The sequence below is a fragment of the Pseudomonas putida genome (assembly GCF_001636055.1).
In the GTDB taxonomy this organism is placed as follows: Bacteria; Pseudomonadota; Gammaproteobacteria; order Pseudomonadales; family Pseudomonadaceae; genus Aquipseudomonas; species Aquipseudomonas machongensis.
The window spans coordinates 1,218,402-1,240,747 of record NZ_CP011789.1 but is presented as its reverse complement, the minus strand read 5'-3'; the positions used below and the strand labels follow the sequence as shown (position 1 = coordinate 1,240,747).

Sequence of the window (22,346 nt, the reverse complement as noted above, 5' to 3'; positions counted from 1 at the left end):
CATGAATCACTCGCAACAGGTGCCTTCACGCGAGCAATTGCTGGCCAGCAGCGGCGTGCTGCTGATCGTCGACGAGATCACCCCACCCTCAGGGCCGGTCGCAAAGGGCGTGACACCGGTCATCAAGGACCGCGAACTGGCACTGTTCATCGCCGTCAGCGACGACGGCCTGGTTTATGCCTTCAATGGCCACGTCGACCTGGGTACCGGCATCCGCACCTCGCTGGCGCAAATCGTCGCCGAGGAGCTGGACCTGCGCATGGACCAGGTGCACATGGTGCTCGGCGACACAGAGCGTGCGCCGAACCAGGGCGCGACCATCGCCAGCGCCACCCTGCAGATTTCCGCCGTGCCATTGCGCAAGGCCGCGGCCACGGCGCGACGCTTCCTGCTGCAGCAGGCCGCCCTTGAGCTGGGCTGCGCAGCCAATGCGTTGCGGATCGAAGAGGGCGCGGTGATCGCCGAAGACGGCCGTCGCCTACCTTTCGCCGACCTGGTGCGCGGGCAAAACCAGCAATTGCGCATCGCCGACGACGCCCCGCTCAAGGCCGTCGAGGACTATCGCCTGGTCGGGCGCAGCGCCGCGCGGGTAGACATCCCCGGCAAGGCCACCGGCGAGCTGACCTACGTGCACGACATGCGCCTGCCCGACATGCTCCACGGCCGGGTGATCCGCCCGCCCTATGCCGGTCACGACAGTGGCGACTTCGTCGGCAACAGCCTGCTGGCGGTGGATGAAAGCTCCATCGCCCATGTGCCTGGCGTGGTCGCCGTGGTGGTGATCCGCGACTTCGTCGGCGTGGTGGCCGAGCGTGAGGAACAGGCGATCCGCGCCGCCCACGACCTCAAGCTGAGCTGGAAGCCGTTCACTGGCAAGCTGCCCGACCTCAGCGACGTCGCCCAGGCCATCCGCGACAACCCCAGGGTGCAGCGCACCGTACTGGACAAGGGCGAGGTCGACGCGGGCATCGCCAATGCCAGCCAGCGCCTGAGCCGCAGTTACCTGTGGCCCTACCAGCTGCATGGCTCGATCGGCCCGTCCTGTGCCCTGGCCGACTTCACCGAAGGCCAGATCCGCGTCTGGTCCGGCACCCAGAATCCACACCTGCTGCGCGCCGACCTCGCCTGGTTGCTGGAGTGCCCCGAAGCGCGCATCGAGATCATCCGCATGGAAGCGGCGGGCTGCTACGGCCGCAACTGCGCCGACGACGTGTGCGCCGACGCGGTGCTGCTGTCGCGTGCGGTCGGACGCCCGGTGCGGGTGCAACTGACCCGCGAGCAGGAGCATGTCTGGGAGCCCAAGGGCACCGCGCAACTGATGGAGATCGACGGCGGCCTGAACGCCGACGGCACGGTCGCCGCCTACGACTTCCAGACCAGCTACCCCTCCAACGGCGCCCCCACCCTCGCCCTGCTGCTGACCGGCGCGGTGGAACCGGTGCCGGCGCTGTTCGAAATGGGCGACCGCACCTCGATTCCGCCCTATGACTACGAACACATGCGCGTCACCATCAATGACATGACACCGCTGGTACGCGCCTCGTGGATGCGTGGCGTGTCGGCGATGCCCAACAGCTTCGCCCACGAGTCCTATATCGACGAACTGGCCTTCGCGGCAGGCGTCGACCCGGTCGAATACCGCCTGCGCCACCTTTCCGACCCGCGTGCCATCGATCTGGTCAAGGCCACCGCCGAACGCGCGCAGTGGCAGGCGCACACCCAGCCCATGCAGGCGCCCGCCGAGGGCGATGTGTTGCGCGGTCGCGGCTTCGCCTATGCGCGCTACATCCACAGCAAATTCCCGGGTTTCGGGGCGGCCTGGGCGGCCTGGGTCGCCGATGTGGCGGTGGACCGGCGCACCGGCGAGGTAGCCGTCACCCGTGTGGTGATCGGCCATGACGCGGGCATGATGGTCAACCCCGAAGGCGTGCGCCACCAGATCCACGGCAACGTGATCCAGTCCACCAGCCGCGTACTCAAGGAACAGGTGCACTTCGAGGAATCGACGGTAGCCAGCAAGGAATGGGGCGGCTACCCGATCCTCACCTTCCCGGAGCTGCCAGCCATCGACGTGATGATGCTGCCGCGCCAACACGAACCACCGATGGGTAGCGGCGAGTCGGCCTCGGTGCCGAGCGCAGCGGCCATCGCCAACGCGATCTTCGACGCCACCGGCATACGCTTTCGCGAGTTGCCGATCACTGCCGAACGGGTGCGTGCTGCGCTTGGCGGTAACGGCGAGGATTCGTCTGCGCCAGCACCGCCCGCGCCGAAACGCTCGAAGTGGCGGTTCGGCTCGATCGCCGGCGTGTTCGGTGCCGCCCTGGGCATGCTCGCCACGGCCCTGCCCTTTCGCACGGAAATCGCGCCGGTGACGCCTCCGGCGGCCGGCAGCTGGTCGGCGGCGATGCTCGAACGCGGGCGCCAGGTGGCGGCGGCCGGCGATTGCGCGGTGTGCCACACGGTCAGCGGCGGCAAGGTCAATGCCGGCGGCCTGGCGATGGAAACGCCGTTCGGCACGCTGTACAGCACCAACATCACGCCCGATCCGGAAACCGGCATCGGCCGCTGGTCATTCGCCGCCTTCGAGCGCGCCATGCGCGAGGGCATCAGCCGCGACGGCCGACATCTGTACCCGGCCTTTCCCTACACCTCGTTTCGCACTATCACCGACGGTGACATGCAGGCGCTGTACGCCTACCTGATGTCGCAGACACCGGTACGCCAGGAGGCGCCGGCCAACGACATGCGTTTCCCGTTCAACCAGCGCCCGCTGATGGCCGGCTGGAACGCGCTGTTCCTCAAGCGCGGCGAGTACCAGCCCGACCCGCAGCGCAGTGCACAGTGGAACCGCGGCGCCTACCTGGTCGACGGCCTCGGGCACTGCACCGCCTGTCACTCGCCGCGCAACCTGATGGGCGCGGAAAAAGCCGGCAAGAGCTACCTGGCCGGGGGCATGGTCGATGGCTGGGAGGCGCCAGCACTCAACGCCCTGGGCAAGTCGTCCACGCCCTGGAGCGAGAGCGAGTTGTTCACTTATCTGCGCACCGGTTTCTCCGACAAGCACGGTGTCGCCGCCGGGCCCATGGGGCCAGTGGTCAGCGAGCTGGCGACCTTGCCGGAGAGCGACGTGCGGGCCATTGCCCACTACCTGAGTTCACTGGACGGCGAGCCGCACACGATCGCGACCCAGGCTGCGCCTCAGGTCGATACGCAACTGTCCATCAGCAATGGCGAGCGGGTATTCAAAGGTGCGTGCATGGCCTGTCACAGCGATGGCCTGGGCCCGAAGCTGTTCGGTGTCAGCCCGTCGATGGCGGTCAACAGCAACGTGCACAGCGATGTGCCGGACAACCTGCTGCGCGTGATCTTGCACGGTATTCCAACGCCTGCGACCCGCGACCTGGGCTATATGCCCGGCTTCAGGGATAGCCTTTCGGACCGCCAGGTGGCGGACCTGGCCGCCTACCTGCGCCAGCGTTTCGCCGCCGACAAACCGGCCTGGCAAGGGCTGGCGGCGAAGAGCGCGCAGGTACGCGCCAACCCCGGCAGCCACTGAGGCTAGCGGCGCAGGCCGCGCAGGGCGAGATCGCTGATGAAGTCCAACCAGTCGGCCTTGGCCTGCTTGTCGGCGAGGTCTACGGCGAGGAACGAGCTGAGCGTATGGCGGTTGGAGTTATAGAAATAGCAGAGCGAGGCAATCATCAGGTAGGCGTGGGTGATGTCGATGTCATTGCGGAACAGGCCCTTGGCCTGCCCCGCCTCGATGATCGGCCGCAGCACGCCGACCGCCTCGCCGGACAGCGCCTGCAGGTTCTGCGACTTGCGCGCGTGCTGGCCCTGGTGAAGGTTTTCGGTGGCCAGGATGGTAACGAACTCGGGATGACGTACGTAGTAGTCCCAGATGAACGCCACCAGTTGGCGCAACGCGCTCTCGGGGTCGGACAAGTCAAGGCGCAGCTTGGCCTCGGCCTGGTTGAAGCTGGCGTAGATATGCTCCAGCACGCTGATGAACAACTTTTCCTTGTTGCCGAAGTAGTAATAGATCATCCGGTCGTTGGACTTGGCCAGCGTGGAGATCTGCTCGACGCGCCCGCCGGTGAAGCCCTCCTTGCTGAAGACCTTCACCGCGGCCTTGAGGATGTTGTCCTTGGTGCGGTCGGCCTGCTGGGCACGAACACCGGTTTTGCGAGTCTGCATGTCGGTCCCTGTGGGGCTGGCCAGATAGCCAACACTGCCACAGACATGGGGTGTGGCGCCAACGATTGAAACGGGGTAACCAACATGCAGCATCTCGACCGGCCCAGCAGATCGAACGCCTGCACAGGCCGATCGGGCTGGACCTGGGCAGCAAGTCGCCAGCGGAAATCGCCCTGGCGGTAATGGCGGATGTGCTGCGGGTGTATCGCGGCAAGGCGCGGGATGCGTTGTAGCCTGCCGAGCCCCTGTGGTGCACAGATGTGAACCACCACACGCCACCCCCTTGCCGCCCGCCAATCTCTTTCCCCACAATCCCCTCCACGCCGCACCACGACAGGGAACTCACCGTGCCATCCATCTATCAGCTCAAACCCCGCTTCCAGGCTCTGCTGCGCCCTTCGGTGCAGCGTCTCTACGATCGCGGCGTCACGGCCAACCAGGTCACCGTCGCCGCAGCGTTGGTGTCGGTGCTGCTCGGGCTGCTGCTCGCCTGGCTGCCCCACGTCACCTGGCTGTTCATCCTTGTCCCGGTGTGGATGCTGCTGCGCATGGCGCTCAATGCCGTCGACGGCATGCTGGCCCGCGAGTTCGGCCAGCAATCGACCCTGGGTGCCTACCTCAACGAACTGTGCGACGTGATCGCCGACGCGGCGCTGTACCTGCCCTTCGCGTTGCTGGTCGGGGTGTCGCCGGCACTGGTGGTGCTGGTGGTGTTGCTTGCCGTCATCAGTGAATACGCCGGGGTGATGGGCCCGCTGGCCGGTGCTTCGCGGCGTTACGACGGCCCGATGGGCAAGAGCGACCGGGCCTTTGCCTTCGGCGTACTGGGTACCGGCGTGGCCTTCGGCGTGCTGAATCCGACGTGGATCAACGGCCTGCTGCTGGTCATCCTGCTGCTCTCGCTCTATACCCTCTACAACCGGGTACGCCACGGGCTGGCCGAAACCCGCTGACCCCATTGCCGCAGGACAAGGACTTTCACCATGCGCCAAGCGCAATCGCTGCACTTCTCGACCCACGACGGCGTCGAGCTGCACTACCGGCACTGGCCGGCCACCCGCAACGAGCACCAGCCGCGCCGGGCACTGGTGATGTTCCATCGCGGGCACGAGCACGGCGGGCGCATGGCGCACCTGGCCGACGAACTGGACCTGCCCGGTTACGACATTTTCGCCTGGGACGCCCGTGGCCATGGCCTGTCGCCAGGGGCCCGTGGCGACAGTCCGAGCTTCGCCACCAGCGTGCGCGACGTGCAGACCTTCATCGAACATATCCAGGCGCAGCACGGTATCGCCGAGCCCGATATGGTCGTGCTGGCGCAGAGCGTCGGCGCAGTGCTGATCGCCACCTGGGCCCACGACTACGCGCCCAAGGTGCGCTGCCTGGTGCTGGCCTCGCCGGCGTTCAAGGTCAAGCTCTACGTGCCCTTCGCTCGCCCCGGCCTGAAACTGCTCAAGGCCCTGCGCGGCAACTTCTTCGTCAACAGCTACGTCAAGCCACGGCTGCTCACCCATGATCCGGAACGGGTGATGTCGTACACCGCAGACCCGCTGATCAGCCGACCGATCTCGGTGACCGTGCTGCTGGGCCTGTACGAGGCAGCCGACCGCGTGGTCGCCGACGCCCAGGCCATCCAGATACCGACTCAGTTGCTGGTGTCTGGCGCGGACTTCGTGGTGGAACGCGGCCCGCAGGAGCGTTTCTTCGAGCGCCTGGGCAGCCCGCGCAAGGAGATGCATATCCTGCCCGGCTTCTTCCACGACACCCTCGGCGAACGCGACCGCGCCCACGCCCTGGCGCGGATCGAGCGCTTCATCGCCCACTGTTTCAACGCACCGCTGCCTGCGCCTTCGCTGCTCGATGCCGACAAGGTCGGTGCCAGCTGCGCCGAGGCCGAGAGCCTGGCCGCACCGCTGCCGCACAACTCGCCGCGCGACCTCTACTGGCGCAGCTACCGCGCCAGCCTGCGCCTGGGCAAGGGGCTGTCCGAAGGGGTGAAGCTGGGTTTCGACACCGGCTTCGACTCCGGCAGCACCCTGGACTACGTGTACCGCAACCAGGCGACCGGCAAGGGCAAACTGGGCGAGCTGATCGATCGCAACTACCTCGACGCCATCGGCTGGCGTGGTATCCGCCAACGCAAGGTGCATGTCGAGGAACTGCTGCGCCTAGCCATCGCTCGCCTGCGCGAACAGGCACGACCTGTGCACATCGTCGATATCGCCGCCGGCCACGGCCGCTACATCCTCGAAGCGCTGCAGGAGCAATTGCCGGACTCGATCCTGCTGCGCGACTACAGCGAGCTGAACGTGCAGCAGGGCAGCGCGCTGATCGACGAAAAGGGCCTGGGCGAGATTGCCCGTTTCGTCCAGGGCGATGCCTTCGACCGCCAGAGCCTGGCGAGCCTCGACCCGCGCCCCACCCTGGCGGTGGTGTCCGGGCTCTATGAGCTGTTCGCCAGCAACCAACTGGTGGGCGACTCCCTGGCGGGCCTGGCCGACGCCGTGGAAGACGGCGGCTACCTGGTCTACACCGGCCAGCCATGGCATCCGCAACTGGAGATGATCGCCCGTGCCCTGACCAGCCACCGCGGCGGCGACGCCTGGGTCATGCGCCGGCGCAGCCAGGCCGAGATGGACCAGTTGGTGGAGGCCGCAGGCTTTCGCAAGATCGCCCAGCGCATCGACGAGTGGGGCATCTTCAGCGTCAGCCTGGCCCAGCGGGTTCGCTGATGACGCGCGAAGCCGGGCTGATCCGGCGCGGCGTCCTGTGGCTGTTGCTGCTCGGGCCGTTCTTCTTCCTCAGTTACGGCCTGGCCAACACCTACACCGCCGGGCGCGACGATGTCGGCAGCCTGGTGTTCGGCTGGGAACGGCACATGCCGCTGTGGCCATGGACGATCATTCCGTACTGGTCGATCGACCTGTTGTACGGCCTGTCATTCCTGCTGCCGCTCACGCGTCGGGAGATGGACCGCCATGCCCTGGCGCTGTTGACCGCGCAGCTGGTCAGCGTCAGTTGCTTCCTGCTGTGGCCGCTGCGTTTCACCTTCGAGCGACCGGAACTGGCAGGCGTGTTCGGCTGGCTGTTCGATGTGCTGATGGGCTTCGACAAACCCTATAACCAGGCACCGTCGCTGCATATCGCGCTGCTGGTGATCATCTGGAGCATGTTCGCCCGGCACACCCGCAAACCGCTCTGGCGCTGGGCCGTGCACGGCTGGATGGCCTTGATCGGGCTCTCGGTGCTGACCACCTGGCAGCACCACTTCATCGACCTGCCCAGCGGCGCACTGGTGGGGCTGCTGTGCCTGTGGCTATGGCCGCACCAGGGCGCGTTGCCGCTGCGCGAGGCGCATCTGGCGCGTGAGCCGAAACGCTGGCGGCTTGGCTTGCGCTATGGCATCGGCGCCCTGTTGTGTGCGCTGCTGGCCTTCAAGCTGGGTGGAGGGTGGCTGTGTTTGCTGTGGCCGGCAGTGGCGTTGCTGGTGGTAGCGCTGAACTATGTGCTGCTGGGGGCCAGCGGATTCCAGAAAGCTGCGGATGGGCATCTGTCGAACGCCGCGACCTGGCTGCTGGCGCCTTACCTGATTGGCGCCTGGATCAACTCCCGAGCCTGGACCTGGCGGCATCCGCAGGCAGATGAAGTCTGCGACGGGGTGTATCTGGGACGGATTCCCGGATTGGGCGAGGCAGGTGATTTTGCGGCGGTAGTGGATTTGTGTGCGGAGCTACCCTGCCCATGGCCAGCCACAGCGCCTGTTGACCCTGTAGGAGCGGGCTTGCCCGCGAATGGGCCAGAACAGACAACCTACCTCAGCCTGCCCACCCTGGACCTCATCCCCCCAAGCCCCGCTTTGCTGCTGCAGGCCGCCGAAGCCATCGACCGCCTGCGCCAGCAAGGCCCGCTGCTGGTCTGCTGCGCCCTGGGCTATTCACGCAGCGCCAGCGCCGTGGCGGCCTGGCTGATCCACAGCGGCCGCTGCGCCGACATCGACGCCGCCGAAGCCCTCATCCGCCAGGCCCGCCCGGGCGTGGTACTGCACCCAGGCCACCGTCATGCCCTGCTGCAACTCGGAGTCCAGCCATGAACCTGCACCTGGTCGCCATCCTGCTAGCCCGTGGCCGACAACTGGAACGCCTGTCCGACGCCCTGACACTGCTGGCCGTCGCCTACGGCCTCGCGCCACTGCTCGGCCTGCACCTGCATCCGCTGGCCAGTGCGCTATGCATCGTGCTGCTGCTCCTGGGCCTTGCCCACAAATACTGGGCCGTGCGCGTGGCCCTGGATGCCGAGCTCTTCGATCGCATGGCCAGCAGTACCCGGCTCACTGACGACACCCGCGCCCTGGACCGAGCGCTGTTCGAGCTGAACCTCAAGGCCCGCGACGACGATCCGCGCGACTGGCCAACCCGCAGCCAGGCTGCACTCGCCCTGTTGCGCCGCCAGGCCCTGTGCCTGGGCCTGCAGTTGCTGTTGACCTTGGCTACCCTGCTGACACTGCCCTTCACCGGATGACCCGCACCATGCTCGCCGCCCTCACCGCCTTCGCCATCACCTCCGCCGCGCGCCTGATCACCGGCGCCCGTGCCCTGTGGCTCGGCTGCACGCCACAACCGGTGCAGCGCCTGTACTTCGCCAACCACAGCAGCCACGGCGATTTCGTCCTGCTCTGGGCCTCCCTGCCGGAGCCCTTGCGGCGCCGGACGCGGCCTGTGGCCGGGGCGGATTACTGGAACAAACCCGGGCTGCGCAATTTCGTCATACGCAAGGTGTTCAACGGCATCCTCATCGATCGCCAGCGCAGCGAAGGCCAGGACAACCCGTTGCAACCGGTGTTCGACGCCCTGGCCCAGGGCGATTCGCTGATCTTCTTCCCGGAAGGCACGCGCAATCTTGGAGACGATCCACTGCTGCCGTTCAAGAGCGGCCTGTTCCACCTCGCCTCTGCCCAGCCGGAAATCGAGGTGGTACCGGTGTGGATCGCCAACCTCAACCGGGTGATGCCCAAAGGTCGCGCCCTGCCGTTGCCGCTGCTGTGCACGCTGAGTTTCGGCGAGCCATTGCAGGTGCTGCCTGACGAAAGCAAGCAGGCGTTTCTCGAGCGGGCCCGTCAAGCCTTGCTGAACCTGGCCCCGAAGGAAGTCTGAGATGGATCACAACACCTTGTCCCTGTTCGCCGGCATCGGCGCCCTGCTGCTCCTGGCCAGCATCATCGGCCGCCTGCTCAAGTGGCGCGCAGGCTCCGCGCCGCACGCGGTGATCGACAACCTCAATGCACGCATCAACGCCTGGTGGGTGATGGTGCTGGTGATCGGCCTTGCCTTCGTGTTCGGCAAGTACGGTGTGATCGTGCTGTTCTATTGCGTGTCGTTCTACGCCCTGCGCGAGTTCATGACCCTCACCCCGACCCGGCGCAGCGACTACCCGGCGCTGGTGGCTGCGTTCTACGTCGCGTTGCCGGTGCAGTATTTGCTGATCGCCATGGACTGGTACGGCATGTTCAGCATCTTCATCCCGGTGTACCTGTTTTTGCTGCTGCCGATCCTGGCCAGCTTTGGCGGGGATACGACGCGCTTCCTCGAGCGCGCCTCGAAGGTACAGTGGGGCCTGATGATCGCGGTGTACTGCGTGTCGTCAGTGCCCGCGCTGATGACCCTGGACATCCCCGGCTACGAGGGCCGCAACCTGCTGCTGATCGCCTGGTTGATCCTGGTGGTACAGATCAGCGACGTGCTGCAGTACGTGTGCGGCAAGCTGTTCGGCAAGCGCAAGGTGGCGCCCAACCTGTCGCCGTCCAAAACCGTCGAAGGCCTGGCCGGCGGGGTGGCGTTGGCCACGCTGGTCGGCGCGCTGCTGTGCTGGATCACCCCGTTCAACTTCTGGCAGGCAGCGCTGATGGCGCTGACGGTCAACGCCATGGGTTTCTTTGGCGGGCTGGTGATGTCGGCCATCAAGCGCGACCGTGGGGTAAAGGACTGGGGGCACATGATCGAAGGGCATGGCGGCATGCTCGACCGCATGGATTCGGTGTGCTTCGCCGCGCCGGTGTTCTTCCACTTCGTGCGCTACTGGTGGGCCTAGAACAGCGCAGGGTCGGGGTGCAGCGGTGTTGCGCCCTACCCACCCCTACCGATCCTCACCATTAATACCCCCTGGGGTATAAGCCCTGCGCGACACCCCGCTGGCTCAAGCCCCTGAAGTCACTTGAGGTAGGAGCGCAGCAGCGCAGCCACCTTGTCCGCCTCTTCCTGGCGCTCTTGGACGCTCAGCCCGTCCGCCACCAGGTGCTCGCGGATATGCCCTTCCATGACCTCGGCCATCAGGCCGTTTACCGCCCCGCGCACCGCAGCGATCTGCTGCAGGATCGCGAGACAGTCCTTCTCCTGCTCGAGCGCCGTCTCCAGTGCGCCGGCCTGGCCCTTGATCTTGCGCACTCGGGTCAGCAGCGACTTCTTGTTCTTCAACGTGTGTGCCATGGCGCCTCACATCATGATATGTATACTGGGGTATAGTATATTTCTGGATCATACGGGAGCATGATAAACCATGAAGGCCACCGCCTCTGACAAATGGCTGCACAGCCATCAGTTCCATACCAGCAACCTCGGTGCCGAGCGCAAGACGCGCCTGGCCGTCTGGCTCACGGCGATCATGATGGTCGCGGAAATCGCCGGGGGCTGGTTCTTCAACTCCATGGCGCTGCTCGCCGATGGCTGGCACATGAGCTCGCATGCCCTGGCCCTGGGCCTTTCGCTATTGGCCTACGCCGCAGCACGCCGCTATGCCACAGATCGGCGCTTTGCCTTCGGCACCTGGAAGATCGAGATCCTGGGCGGCTATTCCAGCGCCCTGCTGCTGCTCGGGGTCGCGGGGCTGATGGCCTTCCAGTCGGTCGAGCGCCTGCTCACGCCCGGTCCCATCCACTACGACGAGGCAATCTTCATCGCTGTGATCGGCCTTGGAGTCAACCTGATCTGCGCCTGGCTGCTGCGCGACGATCATGCCCACCACCACGAGCAAAACCATGAGCATGGCCACCACCAACACGACCTGAACCTGCGCTCGGCCTACCTGCACGTCATCGCCGATGCGGCGACCTCCGTGCTGGCTATCGTCGCCCTGGTGGCGGGCAAATTGTGGGGCGCCGCCTGGCTCGACCCAGTCATGGGCCTGCTTGGCGCAGTACTGGTGGCGCTTTGGGCAAGGGGACTGCTGCGCGACACCGGGAGGGTGCTGCTGGATGCCGAGATGGACGCGCCCCTGGTCGAAGAAATCCGCGAAGCGATCGCCGCGCTGCCAGTCCAGGCGAACATCACCGACCTGCACCTGTGGCGCGTCGGCAAAGACCAGTACGCCTGCATCCTCGGCCTGGCCTGCACTACAGAGCTGAGTGCCGACCGTGTACGCCAGGCATTGGCGGAACACGAGGAGCTTGCGCATATCACCGTCGAGGTGAACGCCATAGCGCATCCAGACAGATGAATGTCGAGCGCAGGCAACCGTGCCTTTCGCCCAGCCCCTAAGGTGACGGGTCACTCAGCCCGTCATCAGGAGCCCTGCCATGTCCGACTTCATCACCGTCCTGCGCGAAACCTGTCCGACCCCGGTGGTCGATGCAACCAAGTGGAAACGCATCGGCGGCGACCCGCACACCGTCAACCTCAACGCCTACCTGTCGGCCGATGGCAGCAAGATCATGGGCACCTGGATCTGCACGCCTGGCAAGTTCGAGGTCAACTACGAGAAGTGGGAGTTCTGCCACTTCCTCGAGGGCTACTGCATCATCACCCCCGAAGGCGAAGAGCCCAAGCACCTCAAGGGCGGCGATGTGTTCGTCATCGAGCCCGGCATGAAAGGCACCTGGGAAGTGGTCGAGACCGTACGCAAGTACTTCGTCTTCGCCTGACTGCATCTGATGGATGCGGGCGTGCAGCCGGGCCGGCAGGCTCAGCGCAGCGCCCGGTCCACCAGCACCTGCAAGCGACCACGGGAGCACTGCTCGACCCGCGCCTCGACGCCATATACCTGCGCCAGCAACTGCGGTTCGAGTACCTGCGCCGGGGTGCCGCAGGCCACCACCCGGCCCTTCTCCAGCATCACCAGGCAATCGGCATGGCTGGCCGCCAGGTTGATGTCGTGCAGCACCGCGACCGCCAACAGCCGATGGCGCACCACCCGCTCACGCACCGCATCCATCACCCGCAGTTGGTAGTGCAGGTCCAGGGCGCTGGTCGGCTCGTCGAGCAACAGCACCTGTGGATTGCGCGCCAGCAACTGAGCCAGGGCCACCAGTTGGCGCTGGCCGCCGGACAGGCTGTCCAAGCCTTGCTCGGCCAGGTGCTCGATGCCCAACTGGCGCAGCGCATCGAAGGCAGTCGCCAACAGGTCATCGGCAGCCCCCACGCGCAGCGCAGCGACGATGCTCTCCAGCACCCCGAGCGCCAGCCCCGGCGGCAGTTGCTGTGGCATGTAGGCCAGGCGCCGGGCGCGTTCGGCGAAACTCAGGCGAGTAACGTCCTCATCGCCCAGGTGCACCGCGCCCTGCGTCCGCTCCAGTCCGGCCAGGGCCCGCAGCAGGGTGGACTTGCCCGCCCCGTTGGGCCCGACCAGCGCCACCAGGCTGCCCGTCGGCAACGGCGGCAGGCTCAGTTGCTGGATGATCCGACGCGCGCCATAGCTGACCGACAGCCCTTCGATACGCAAGCTCACAACCTTCTCCCCCGCCGGAACACCAGCACCACGAACACCGGGACGCCCACCAGGGCAGTGACGATCCCCACCGGCACGATCACCCCTGGCAGGATCAGCTTGCTGGCGATCGACGACAGCGACAGCAGCAATGCCCCGACCAGCGCACTCGCCGGCAGCAGGAAGCGCTGGTCCTCACCCACCAGCAGGCGGGCGATGTGCGGGCCGACCAGGCCGATAAACCCGATGGTGCCGACAAAGGCCACCGCGGTCGCCGACAGCAGGCTGATGCGCAGCAGCGAGGCGACGCGCAGGCGCCGGGTGTCCACGCCGAAGCTGCGGGCACGGTCTTCGCCCATGCGCAGCAGGGTCATGGCCGGGGCGGCGCGCAGCGAGAACGGCAGCACCAGCGCCAGCACCGCAGCAAGAATGCCCAGCTTCTGCCAGTTGGCCCGCGCCAGGCTACCGAGGGTCCAGAACACCAGTTGCTGCAGCACATCCTCGGTGGCCAGCAACTGCAGCAACGACACCAATGCGTTGCAACTGAACACCAGCGCGATACCGAACAGCACCAGGCTCTCGACCCCGGCGCCGCGCAGCCGCGACATGGCCTGCAGCAGCAATACCGACAGGCAGGCGAAGACGAACGCCATCACCGTCACCTGGGCGCTCGGCGTCAGCCAGGCAACCGACAGCGGATAGGCGATGGCCAGCGACGCACCCAGCGCCGCGGCAGAGGACACACCCAGGGTGAAAGGGCTGGCCAGCGGGTTGTCGAGGATCGCCTGCATCTCGGCGCCGGCCAGTGCCAGCGCGGCCCCGACCAGCACCGCCATCAGCGCGTAAGGCAGGCGCACGTTCCAGATGATCACCCGTTCGGTGGCGCTCAGTGCATTCGGGTCGAACACCCCATGCAGCAGCTGTCCGAGCCCCATGCCGGAGGCGCCGCTGGCCAGGTCGCCGAGCACCGCCAGCGCCAGCAGCACGGCCAGCCCTCCGACCAGCCCGGCGCGCCGCCAGAGCAGGCGCCGATAACGCCAGGCTGCCAGCGCGGCGCCGTCCAGAGCCTGGGCGGTCACTTGGCGTCGATCCAGTAGTGGCCGTCCAGGCCGACCTTCAGCAAGTGGTTGATGTCGGCCATGGTCGCTTGCGGATCCAGATCCTTGAAGCGCTCGGGGTGAACCCAGCGGGCCATGGCTTCGATGGCGAGGATGTTGAACGGCGAGTTGTAGAAGTCATGCCACAGGCCATGGGCCTGGCCATCGCGAATCGGGCGCAGTGGTGCGAACTCGGGGCGCGCGATGATCCTGGCCAGGCTCTGGCGTGCGGTATCGGCACTTACACCGGCGCCGAGCAGCACGCCGGGGGCACGGTTGCCGGTGGCGATGTAGACGTCCGGGTCGGCCTTGAGCACGTATTCGACGCTGACGTCGCCCAGCGCGCCGGGTACCACGTCGGCGGCAATGTTATGCCCACCGACCGCCTCGACCACGCTGCCCAGGCCGCTCTTGCCGGTGGTGTGCCCCGGCGCCTGCCAGACGCCTGCCAGCAGTTCGAGGAAGACCTTCGGGCGCCCGCTGTCCTTGAGCCCCGCCACCTGGTCGGTGACGTGCTTGAGGTGGCTGTCGTAGAGGTCCAGGTATTCCTGCGCCTGCTGCTCGCGACCCAGCAAGGTGCCCAGGGCTTCGAGGCTGACGCGGGTGTTCTTGATCGGGTGCACGCGGAAGTCGATGAACAGTACCGGGATACCGGCCTGCTCCAGCAGGTCGGCGACCGGGCTGTGCTGGGTCGGACCTTCGCCGGCGATGCTGAAGATCGCCAGGTCCGGTTTCAGTGCCAGGATCTGCTCGGCGCTGACGCTCTGCTCCGAGGCCTGGCCGATCAGCGGCAGCTTGGCCACCTGTGGATAAAGCTTGGCATAGACCTCGTAGGTGTGCGGGTCGAGCAGGCGCATGTCGTTCTGCCAACCGACCACGCGCTGGAACGGATTGTCACGATCCAGCAGGGCCAGGGCGAAGAACAGCCGCCCCTCGCCGAGGACGATACGCTGGGGCGCATGATCGACCTCGACCTTGCGCCCGAGCACGTCGGTAACCTGGGCGGCGCTGGCGGTCTGGAGAGTGCCGAGGCCTGCGGCCAGCAGCATGAGCAACGGCAGCAGGCGCCGCGCGGAACGGAGAATGGAGGGCATCGGAGGGCTCCTGGCAACAGCGGATGCGTGACAGAGAATCGGTCTCATTCAAGACCGGGCATTCTAGTCAGCGGGCTGCCCTTGCCAGTGTCCGGGTATGTAGTGGGATGTCAGTGAATCGTCATGGGTGACGTTTCATTACATTGGGGTTGCGGCGTGTTCTTCGCGGGCAAGTCGCAGCGGCAAACAACAGCTCCCACAGGTAACACCACAGTATTCAGAAGCTATGGCGGCTGTTGTGGGAGCGGGCTTGCCCGCGAAGAACCCAGCGCAATCTTTCAGCCAAGCATCGCCCTCAACGCCCGGCAATCCGCCGCATGCCAGTCCGCCAGCTCCGGCCAGGGGTTGTCGGGCAGGTTGACCAGCACCGTCCTGGCCCCCGCCGCCCGCCCGCAATCCAGGTCGAAGCGGTAGTCGCCCACCATCACCAGCTCCGACGGCGCCACACCCCAGGCCCGGGCAATCTGCAACAGGCCATCCGGGTCGGGCTTGGGCGCCGCCTCGTCGCGTCCCAGAATGTGTTCGACCGGGAAGCAGTCCGCCAGGCCAATGGCCTCCAGCGTGACATGTGCCAGCTCCCGCGCGTTGCGCGTGAGGATCGCCAGTCGGCAGCCACGCGCCGACAGCTCGCGTACCAGCTCGACCGCGCCGGTCGCGGCCTTCGAGGCGATCGCCAGGTCGCGCTCGTGCTCCAGCAGCCAGGCGTGCTTGGCCGTGGCCTCTTCGTGGGGTAGCGCGGCAAGGTGGGTGAGGATGTCGTCCTCGGGCGGAATCTCCAGCGCCTCGCGGATCGCGGCAAAGTCGTGCACCGCCACAGTGAGGGTGCCGTCCATGTCGAACACCCAGTTACGTACTTCGTGCAGGCTCATGCCCAGTCCTTGCGATGGCGGATCAGGCCTTCCTGGGTGGACGAGGCCACCAGTTGTCCGGCGCGGTTGAAGATGCTGCCGCGGGTGAAACCACGGGCGTTGCCGGCCCACGGGCTGTCAGTGGCGTACAGCAGCCAGTCGTCGGCACGCAGGTCACGGTGGAACCACAGTGCATGGTCGAGGCTGGCGATCTGCATATCCTTCTGCCACACCGATTTGCCGTGCGGCAGCAGCGAGGTGGTCAGCAGGCCGAAATCCGAGGCGTAGGCCAACAGGTACTTGTGCAGCGCCGGGATGTCCGGAAGGCTGCCGTCGGCGCGGAACCAGGCGTACTTCACCGGATCCCCCGGCTTGGGGTCGAACGGATCGCGCTCGGTCACCGGGCGGATCTCGATGGGTTTGGCGCACAGCACCTTGTCGCGGATTCGCTCGGGCAGCTTGTCGGCCATGGCGCGGGCCAGTTCGACTTCGCTGGGCAGGTTCTCGGGGCCGACTACATCGGGCATCTGCACCTGGTGTTCGAAACCGCCCTCGTCGTACTGGAACGACGCGCTGCAGGTGAAGATCGGGTTGCCCTTCTGGATCGCCGTGACCCGGCGTGTGCTGAAACTGCCGCCATCGCGTACCCGATCGACCGAATAGACGACCGGCATGCTGGCATCGCCAGGACGCAGGAAATAGCCGTGCAGGGAATGGACATGACGCGCGTCCTCGACCGTCTGGCTGGCCGCCGACAACGACTGGCCCAGCACCTGGCCGCCGTACAACTGACGAAAGCCCAGGTCCTGGCTACGACCACGGAACAGATTCTCTTCGATGGATTCGAGGCTCAACAGGTCGACCAGGTCGTCCAACACATGGCTCATCGGGGGCTTCTCCTAACAGGTGTCACGGCAATTCGGGCATTGGCGCAAATCATACAGAATTTGTCATTGCCTCCGTGCATGGCGGCCCATTCAGGCATGCAGGGTTCGCTCCCAGCGCGGCCGGTCGATGCGATACAGCACGTGCGGGCGCAGCGGGTGCCCCTCGGGCAGCCGCGGGTGTTCGAAGCTGCCTGCCTCGTCCTGAACCATGCCGATCGCCTGCATCACCTTCTGCGAGGGTACGTTGTCCTGAGTGGTGAACGACACCACCTCATCCAGGCGCAACTGGGCGAATGCGCAGCGCAGGCAGGTCCAGGCCGCCTCGCTGGCAAAGCCCTGGCCCCAGTGACGACGGGCCAGACGCCAACTGATCTCGACCGCCGGAGCGAAGGGTGCGTCGAAGTTGACGTTGAGCAATCCGGTCAGGCCAATGAAGGCACCACTGTCCATGCGCTCCAATGCCCATAGACCGTAGCCGTATTCGTTGAAATGACCACGGATGCGTCCGATCAGCGCGGCGGCCTCCAGACGCGTCAATGGCGCAGGAAAATAGCGCATCACCTGCGGGTCGGCGCACATCTCGGCGAACGCCTGCAAATCGTCGTCATGCCATTGGCGCAACACCAGGCGGGCGCTTTCGAGCTTGAGGATCGGGGTCATCGGGGCGGGCTCCAGGTTTTCAGTCCTGCAGTCTACAGATTAGGCGCCGAGGGCGCTTTTCACCTGCCCCCCCCGGGCCCAATGCAATTTTCACAACGGCTTCACTCGGTGCAGACAGGCCGCTTCACAGAATGCCATCACCTGCCGCCGCCCTGTGCGCGGCCCTCTCTGCCGGAGCCCGAGCATGCTGTCGAGCGACATCCTGGAAAACCTGGCCCTCCCCACCCGCCGCAAGCGACACCGACGTTCGCGCAAGGCTTGGGCCGCCGGCCTCGCCCTGGTGCTGGCCGCGGCCGGATTGATGCTGTGGTCGTCAACGAGGACGCACATCGTGAACCTTGGCAATGAACGACAATTGAACGCCAGCGGCCTGTTGCAGAAGTGGGCCGAAGGCAGCGTGATCGTGATGATTCGCCACGCCGAGCGCTGCGACAGCGCGCCCGGCCCTTGCCTGGACGACCCCACCGGAATCACCGTCTCCGGCAGCCAGGCCGCGCAGCGTGTCGGAGAAGGGTTGCAACGCCTTGGGCTGGACGGCGCCGACCTGCTCAGCAGCCCGAAGCTGCGCACCCGACAGACCGCGCACTTCATCGTCGGCGACACGGTCACCAGCGAGGACTGGCTCGAAGGCTGCGAAAGCGGCTTCGCAGGCCAGGCCATGGCGCACAAGCGTGCAGGGCATAATCTTGTGCTGGTGACCCACAACGGCTGCGTCGATCACTTCCAGCGCACGCTCAAGGTTGCGCCGGGCGAACGCGAAAGTGGCTACGCCAGCGCGCTGTTCGTGTCGGTCGATGGCAGCGGCAAGGCGCGCATCCTCGGGCGCATGAACGAGCCGGACTGGCGACGGGTGCTGGCCTCGGCACAACGTTGATGAGTGTTTGAGTTGCGGGGTATTCCGGCCCACTGGCAAGATCAACGCTGCCTCCAGCTGCGATCCTGCCCATGCCCCTGCCGCTGATCTACCACGACGACTACAGCCCCGAGTTCCCGCCGGAACACCGTTTCCCCATGGACAAGTTCCGCCTGCTGCACGATCACCTGATCGACAGCGGGCTGACCACCGACCAGGCCTTGCTGCGCCCCGAACTCTGCCCCAACGACATCCTTGCCCTGGCCCATGACCGCGCCTACATCGAGCGCTACATGAATGGCGAGCTCTCACGCGAAGACCAGCGCCGTCTGGGGCTGCCCTGGAGCGAGGCACTGGCACGGCGGACCGTGCGCGCCGTCGGCGGTTCGCTGCTGACCGCCGAGATGGCCCTGCGTCACGGTATCGCCTGCCACCTGGCCGGCGGCACCCACCACGCCCATTACGACCACCCGGCCGGGTTCTGCATCTTCAACGACCTGGCGGTGATCAGCCACTACCTGCTCGCAGCCGGACGCGTACACCGCGTGCTGATCTTCGATTGCGACGTGCACCAGGGCGACGGCACCGCACGCATCCTTCACGACACACCAGAGGCAATCACCGTGTCGTTGCACTGCGAGCAGAATTTCCCGGCACGCAAGGCCCAGAGCGATTGGGACATCCCTTTGCCGCGCGGCATGGACGACGCGGCGTACCTGAAGGTGGTGAACGATGCGCTGAACTACCTGCTGCCGCTCTACCAGCCCGACCTTGTGCTGTACGACGCCGGTGTCGACGTGCACAAGGACGACGCCCTGGGTTATCTGCAACTGACCGATGCGGGCGTCGCCGCCCGCGACGAAGCGGTACTGCGCCACTGCCTTGGCCGTGATATCCCGGTGGTCGGGGTGATCGGCGGCGGTTACAGCAAAGACCGGGAGGCGCTGGCTCGGCGTCACGGCATCCTTCATCACACCGCGGCGCGGGTGCTGGGTTACACACAATGACTGTGGAACCGCTTGTGGATAACCTGCGAGAAAGCCCCTGGAGCCCTTTAACTGCCTGACCTGCAAACATTTGTTCATTTTTTGAACAGTATCTGCGCAGGCACCGCTGGGGTAGAATGCCGACTCTTTTCCACAGCCTGCCGCCACCATGACCGATTCCCACACCACCTCCACTCCCCTCGTCGCCGTGATCGGCGGCGGCCCCGCCGGTCTGATGGCTGCCGAGGCCCTGGCTCAGGCAGGTGTGGCGGTCGAGGTGTTCGATGCGATGCCATCGGTGGGGCGCAAGTTCCTGCTGGCGGGCGTCGGCGGCATGAACATCACCCACTCCGAACCCTACCCAGCCTTCATCGGTCGCTATGGCGCACGCCGCGAAGCCATCGACGCGCTGCTGCGTGATTTCGATGCCGACGCCCTGCGCCAGTGGATCCACGGCCTGGGCATCGACACCTTCGTCGGCACCTCGGGGCGGGTCTTCCCCACCGACATGAAAGCGGCGCCGCTGCTGCGCGCCTGGCTCAAGCGCCTGCGCGATTCCGGCGTGGTTATCCACACCCGGCACCGCTGGCTTGGCTGGGACGCGGAAGGCGCACTGCGAATCGCTTATCCACAGGGCGAACGCCTGGTACAGGCCACTGCCGTGGTCCTGGCCTTGGGCGGCGGCAGTTGGGCGCGCCTGGGCTCGGACGGCAGCTGGGTGCCACTGCTGGCCGAGCGCGCTGTGGATATCTCGCCATTGCGTCCGAGCAACTGTGGTTTCGAAGTCCAGGCCTGGAGCGATCTGCTCAAGAACAAGTTCGCCGGCGCGCCGCTGAAGAACATCGCCCTGAGCGTACCTGGCAGTGCCCCGCGCAAGGGCGAATTCATCCTCACCGCCCAAGGCGTGGAAGGCAGCCTGGTGTACGCCTGGTCGGCGGCAGTCCGCACCGGTATCGAGCGCAACGGTCGCGCTACCTTGCTGCTTGACCTGCTGCCGGATCGCCCTGTGGATAAAATCGCTCAGGCCCTGGCCAAGCCCCGTGGCTCCCGCTCGATGGCCAAGCACCTGCATGGGCAGCTCGGCATCGACGGTGTGAAAGCCGCGCTGCTGCGCGAGCTGACCGACCAGGCCACCTTTGCCGACCCCGTGCGCCTGGCCCAGGCAATCAAGGCGCTGCCGATCGAACTGGTGCGCACGCGGCCGCTGGATGAGGCGATCAGCAGTGCCGGTGGCGTGCGTTTCGAGGCGATGGACAATGGCTTGATGCTCAAGCAACTACCCGGAGTATTCTGCGCCGGCGAGATGCTGGACTGGGAAGCACCAACCGGGGGCTACCTGCTGACGGCGTGCTTTGCCAGCGGACTGCGGGCCGGACGGGCGGCGCTGGAGTGGTTGTACGAGCGTAAGGCGGCCTCCCTGTAGGAGCCACTCTCTTGTTCGAAACCTAAAGGCTAGCCCAATCCCTGTGGGAGCAGCTGTCTTGTTCAAAATCTGAAGGCCAGCCCAATCCCCTGTGGGAGCGGGCTTGTCCCGCGAACACGGGCGTAGCCCGTGCCAGGCAGCGCAGTGTCTTTTTCGCGGGTAAACCCGCTCCCACACGGATTGGGATGGCTTTCAGATTTTTGAACAAGACCCTGCACTAGGGTTTGCGCTTGCGTGGCCCGCTGTTGAAGCTCGGCACCTTGCGCACCGGCTTGACCGTCGGTGCCGAATCTTCCGAGCTGTCCATCCACTTGCCGAGCCCGCGCTTGGCACTGGTCTCTTTGGGTTTCTTGGGCTTTTTCGGCTTTTTCAGCACCTGGCCGCTGGCATCGGTCATCGGCACCCGGTGATCGGGGATGAAGTCCGGCTCTTCATGACGCGGCAACGTCTGGCGGATCAGGACCTCGATCGCTGACAGCAGTTGCACCTCGTCGGCACACACCAGGGAAATCGCCTCGCCCTTGTTACCCGCTCGCCCGGTACGACCGATGCGGTGCACGTAATCCTCGGCAACGATCGGCAGGTCGAGGTTGACCACCAACGGCAGGTCGTCGATATCGATGCCGCGAGCAGCGACGTCAGTCGCCACCAGCACCTGGATTTCACGCGCCTTGAAGGTATCCAGCGCCCGCTGACGGGTCGCCTGTGGACGATCGCCATGGATGCCATCGGCATTGACCCCCTCTGCCAGCAGCCGCTCGACCAGTTGATCGACGCCGTTGCGGGTCTTGGCGAACACCAGCACCTGCTTCCAGCGCTGCTTGCGCATCAGGTGGCAGAACAGGTCGGCCTTGCGCTTCTTGTCTACCGGCACCATCCATTGCTTGACGGTGGTGGCGGCGGCGTTGCGCGGGCTGACTTCGATACTCAGCGGATCGTTCAGGGCCAGGCCGGCGAGCATGCGGATCTGGTCGGAGAACGTCGCCGAGAACAGCAAGGTCTGGCGCTTGCGTGGCAAGGCGGCATACACGGCCTGCAGCTCTTCGGCAAAGCCCAGGTCGAGCATGCGGTCGGCTTCGTCGAGCACCAAGGTTTGCACCTGGCCGAACTTCACCGCGTTCTGGCGGAACAGATCGAGCAGGCGGCCCGGCGTGGCCACCAGCAGGTCGACGCCACGGCGCAGGCGCATCATCTGCGGATTGAGGCTGACGCCGCCGTACACCGCGTAGGTGCTCAACGGCAGGTGCTCGGCGTATTCACGGATATTGGCGTGCACCTGCTCGGCCAACTCGCGGGTTGGCACCAGCACCAACGCGCGGATCGAATTGCTGGCTACCTTCTCACCCTCGAGCGCCAGGCGTTGCAACACCGGCAAGGCGAAACCGGCGGTCTTGCCCGTACCGGTCTGGGCTGCGGCCATCAGGTCGCGCCCTGCCAGCACGGCGGGGATGGCCTGGGCCTGAATCGGAGTCGGGGTGGAATAGTCCCGCTGCTGCAAGGTGCGCAGCAAGGGTTCGATCAGGCCGAGTTTGGCGAAATTCATGGTGATACCGTCAGGGGGTTCAGCGAAGGCGGCAGTTTACCGCAAGCCCCCTGGAGTTGCGCTG

The 22,346-nt window shown here is 66.0% G+C and carries 21 protein-coding genes and 1 pseudogene; 13 read left to right on the top strand and 9 right to left on the bottom strand.

Annotated features, from left to right (window positions below):
- Position 1: 1 nt before the first annotated feature.
- Positions 2-3,559, top strand: coding sequence for a molybdopterin cofactor-binding domain-containing protein (locus tag AB688_RS05605; RefSeq protein ID WP_063542676.1), 3,558 nt, complete (start codon positions 2-4; stop codon positions 3,557-3,559).
- Positions 3,560-3,561: 2 nt separating this feature from the next.
- Here AB688_RS05605 and AB688_RS05600 read toward each other — a convergent pair whose 3' ends face one another.
- Positions 3,562-4,200 carry a TetR family transcriptional regulator gene (locus AB688_RS05600; protein WP_054892660.1) on the bottom strand — a complete coding sequence of 213 codons (639 nt, stop codon included), beginning with the start codon at positions 4,198-4,200 and terminating at the stop codon, positions 3,562-3,564.
- A gap of 104 nt (positions 4,201-4,304) precedes the next feature.
- On the opposite strand from AB688_RS05600, the pseudogene AB688_RS26075 reads away from it, so the two are divergent.
- From AB688_RS26075 to AB688_RS05570, 7 genes and pseudogenes are all read left to right on the top strand, one after another.
- Positions 4,305-4,433: pseudogene (locus tag AB688_RS26075) on the top strand (XdhC family protein); the annotation flags it as partial.
- A 114-nt stretch (positions 4,434-4,547) separates the two neighbouring features.
- Positions 4,548-5,153 carry a CDP-alcohol phosphatidyltransferase family protein gene (locus AB688_RS05595; protein ID WP_054892662.1) on the top strand — a complete coding sequence of 202 codons (606 nt, stop codon included), beginning with the start codon at positions 4,548-4,550 and terminating at the stop codon, positions 5,151-5,153.
- Positions 5,154-5,183: 30 nt separating this feature from the next.
- On the top strand, positions 5,184-6,932 hold the full coding sequence (locus tag AB688_RS05590; RefSeq protein ID WP_063542674.1) for a bifunctional alpha/beta hydrolase/class I SAM-dependent methyltransferase: 1,749 nt from the start codon (positions 5,184-5,186) through the stop codon (positions 6,930-6,932).
- Positions 6,932-8,290 carry a phosphatase PAP2/dual specificity phosphatase family protein gene (locus AB688_RS05585; RefSeq protein ID WP_063542672.1) on the top strand — a complete coding sequence of 453 codons (1,359 nt, stop codon included), beginning with the start codon at positions 6,932-6,934 and terminating at the stop codon, positions 8,288-8,290. The genes AB688_RS05590 and AB688_RS05585 overlap by 1 nt, the downstream gene beginning before the upstream one ends.
- The gene (locus AB688_RS05580; protein WP_063542670.1) at positions 8,287-8,718 is read left to right on the top strand and encodes a hypothetical protein; all 432 of its coding nucleotides are present in this window, start codon (positions 8,287-8,289) and stop codon (positions 8,716-8,718) included. The genes AB688_RS05585 and AB688_RS05580 overlap by 4 nt, the downstream gene beginning before the upstream one ends.
- 8 nt (positions 8,719-8,726) lie before the next feature.
- Complete coding sequence (locus AB688_RS05575; RefSeq protein ID WP_063542668.1) at positions 8,727-9,350, top strand: lysophospholipid acyltransferase family protein; 624 nt, start codon at positions 8,727-8,729, stop codon at positions 9,348-9,350.
- A 1-nt stretch (position 9,351) separates the two neighbouring features.
- Complete coding sequence (locus AB688_RS05570; protein ID WP_063542666.1) at positions 9,352-10,284, top strand: phosphatidate cytidylyltransferase; 933 nt, start codon at positions 9,352-9,354, stop codon at positions 10,282-10,284.
- Between the two features lie 119 nt (positions 10,285-10,403).
- Here AB688_RS05570 and AB688_RS05565 read toward each other — a convergent pair whose 3' ends face one another.
- A complete protein-coding gene (locus tag AB688_RS05565; RefSeq protein ID WP_063542664.1) occupies positions 10,404-10,679 on the bottom strand; it encodes a metal/formaldehyde-sensitive transcriptional repressor in 276 nt (91 codons plus the stop codon).
- Between the two features lie 70 nt (positions 10,680-10,749).
- Here AB688_RS05565 and dmeF point away from each other — a divergent pair, with 70 nt between their 5' ends.
- Both dmeF and AB688_RS05555 read left to right on the top strand, forming a co-directional pair.
- On the top strand, positions 10,750-11,685 hold the full coding sequence (gene dmeF, locus AB688_RS05560) for a CDF family Co(II)/Ni(II) efflux transporter DmeF (protein ID WP_063542662.1): 936 nt from the start codon (positions 10,750-10,752) through the stop codon (positions 11,683-11,685).
- 79 nt (positions 11,686-11,764) lie between these two features.
- The gene (locus tag AB688_RS05555) at positions 11,765-12,109 is read left to right on the top strand and encodes a cupin domain-containing protein (protein WP_063542660.1); all 345 of its coding nucleotides are present in this window, start codon (positions 11,765-11,767) and stop codon (positions 12,107-12,109) included.
- A gap of 41 nt (positions 12,110-12,150) precedes the next feature.
- Here the strand turns inward: AB688_RS05555 and AB688_RS05550 are convergent, their stop codons facing one another.
- The 6 genes from AB688_RS05550 to AB688_RS05525 all read right to left on the bottom strand — a co-directional run bounded on the left by AB688_RS05550 (position 12,151) and on the right by AB688_RS05525 (position 17,477).
- The gene (locus AB688_RS05550; protein ID WP_063542658.1) at positions 12,151-12,912 is read right to left on the bottom strand and encodes an ABC transporter ATP-binding protein; all 762 of its coding nucleotides are present in this window, start codon (positions 12,910-12,912) and stop codon (positions 12,151-12,153) included.
- Complete coding sequence (locus AB688_RS05545; protein WP_054892671.1) at positions 12,909-13,970, bottom strand: FecCD family ABC transporter permease; 1,062 nt, start codon at positions 13,968-13,970, stop codon at positions 12,909-12,911. The genes AB688_RS05550 and AB688_RS05545 overlap by 4 nt, the downstream gene beginning before the upstream one ends.
- Positions 13,967-15,082 (bottom strand): ABC transporter substrate-binding protein, encoded by a 1,116-nt coding sequence (locus AB688_RS05540; RefSeq protein ID WP_081255196.1) that lies wholly within the window; start codon positions 15,080-15,082, stop codon positions 13,967-13,969. The genes AB688_RS05545 and AB688_RS05540 overlap by 4 nt, the downstream gene beginning before the upstream one ends.
- A gap of 278 nt (positions 15,083-15,360) precedes the next feature.
- Entirely contained in the window at positions 15,361-15,951 is a 591-nt protein-coding gene (locus tag AB688_RS05535) for an HAD family hydrolase (RefSeq protein ID WP_063542656.1), read from the bottom strand.
- A complete protein-coding gene (tesB, locus tag AB688_RS05530; RefSeq protein WP_063542654.1) occupies positions 15,948-16,817 on the bottom strand; it encodes an acyl-CoA thioesterase II in 870 nt (289 codons plus the stop codon). Before tesB ends, AB688_RS05535 begins: the two co-directional genes overlap by 4 nt.
- A 90-nt stretch (positions 16,818-16,907) precedes the next feature.
- Positions 16,908-17,477 (bottom strand): GNAT family N-acetyltransferase, encoded by a 570-nt coding sequence (locus AB688_RS05525; RefSeq protein ID WP_054892852.1) that lies wholly within the window; start codon positions 17,475-17,477, stop codon positions 16,908-16,910.
- A 184-nt stretch (positions 17,478-17,661) separates the two neighbouring features.
- On the opposite strand from AB688_RS05525, the gene AB688_RS05520 reads away from it, so the two are divergent.
- The 3 genes from AB688_RS05520 (at position 17,662) to AB688_RS05510 (ending at position 20,739) form a co-directional block, all read left to right on the top strand.
- A complete protein-coding gene (locus tag AB688_RS05520) occupies positions 17,662-18,351 on the top strand; it encodes a histidine phosphatase family protein (RefSeq protein WP_063542652.1) in 690 nt (229 codons plus the stop codon).
- 71 nt (positions 18,352-18,422) lie between these two features.
- A complete protein-coding gene (locus AB688_RS05515) occupies positions 18,423-19,337 on the top strand; it encodes a histone deacetylase (RefSeq protein WP_063542650.1) in 915 nt (304 codons plus the stop codon).
- Between the two features lie 148 nt (positions 19,338-19,485).
- Positions 19,486-20,739, top strand: coding sequence for a TIGR03862 family flavoprotein (locus AB688_RS05510; protein ID WP_063542648.1), 1,254 nt, complete (start codon positions 19,486-19,488; stop codon positions 20,737-20,739).
- Between the two features lie 217 nt (positions 20,740-20,956).
- Here the strand turns inward: AB688_RS05510 and AB688_RS05505 are convergent, their stop codons facing one another.
- Positions 20,957-22,282, bottom strand: coding sequence for a DEAD/DEAH box helicase (locus AB688_RS05505; protein WP_063542646.1), 1,326 nt, complete (start codon positions 22,280-22,282; stop codon positions 20,957-20,959).
- Positions 22,283-22,346 lie beyond the last annotated feature (64 nt).

Excerpts from the sequence above, each read along its gene's own strand:
- AB688_RS05605 (WP_063542676.1), top strand. The coding sequence starts at position 2 with ATGAATCACTCGCAACAGGTGCCTTCACGCGAGCAATTGCTGGCCAGC.
- AB688_RS05600 (WP_054892660.1), bottom strand. The coding sequence starts at position 4,200 with ATGCAGACTCGCAAAACCGGTGTTCGTGCCCAGCAGGCCGACCGCACC.
- AB688_RS05590 (WP_063542674.1), top strand. The coding sequence starts at position 5,184 with ATGCGCCAAGCGCAATCGCTGCACTTCTCGACCCACGACGGCGTCGAG.
- AB688_RS05585 (WP_063542672.1), top strand. The coding sequence starts at position 6,932 with ATGACGCGCGAAGCCGGGCTGATCCGGCGCGGCGTCCTGTGGCTGTTG.
- AB688_RS05580 (WP_063542670.1), top strand. The coding sequence starts at position 8,287 with ATGAACCTGCACCTGGTCGCCATCCTGCTAGCCCGTGGCCGACAACTG.
- AB688_RS05575 (WP_063542668.1), top strand. The coding sequence starts at position 8,727 with ATGCTCGCCGCCCTCACCGCCTTCGCCATCACCTCCGCCGCGCGCCTG.
- AB688_RS05570 (WP_063542666.1), top strand. The coding sequence starts at position 9,352 with ATGGATCACAACACCTTGTCCCTGTTCGCCGGCATCGGCGCCCTGCTG.
- AB688_RS05565 (WP_063542664.1), bottom strand. The coding sequence starts at position 10,679 with ATGGCACACACGTTGAAGAACAAGAAGTCGCTGCTGACCCGAGTGCGC.
- dmeF (WP_063542662.1), top strand. The coding sequence starts at position 10,750 with ATGAAGGCCACCGCCTCTGACAAATGGCTGCACAGCCATCAGTTCCAT.
- AB688_RS05555 (WP_063542660.1), top strand. The coding sequence starts at position 11,765 with ATGTCCGACTTCATCACCGTCCTGCGCGAAACCTGTCCGACCCCGGTG.
- AB688_RS05540 (WP_081255196.1), bottom strand. The coding sequence starts at position 15,082 with ATGCCCTCCATTCTCCGTTCCGCGCGGCGCCTGCTGCCGTTGCTCATG.
- AB688_RS05535 (WP_063542656.1), bottom strand. The coding sequence starts at position 15,951 with ATGAGCCTGCACGAAGTACGTAACTGGGTGTTCGACATGGACGGCACC.
- tesB (WP_063542654.1), bottom strand. The coding sequence starts at position 16,817 with ATGAGCCATGTGTTGGACGACCTGGTCGACCTGTTGAGCCTCGAATCC.
- AB688_RS05525 (WP_054892852.1), bottom strand. The coding sequence starts at position 17,477 with ATGACCCCGATCCTCAAGCTCGAAAGCGCCCGCCTGGTGTTGCGCCAA.
- AB688_RS05520 (WP_063542652.1), top strand. The coding sequence starts at position 17,662 with ATGCTGTCGAGCGACATCCTGGAAAACCTGGCCCTCCCCACCCGCCGC.
- AB688_RS05515 (WP_063542650.1), top strand. The coding sequence starts at position 18,423 with ATGCCCCTGCCGCTGATCTACCACGACGACTACAGCCCCGAGTTCCCG.
- AB688_RS05510 (WP_063542648.1), top strand. The coding sequence starts at position 19,486 with ATGACCGATTCCCACACCACCTCCACTCCCCTCGTCGCCGTGATCGGC.
- AB688_RS05505 (WP_063542646.1), bottom strand. The coding sequence starts at position 22,282 with ATGAATTTCGCCAAACTCGGCCTGATCGAACCCTTGCTGCGCACCTTG.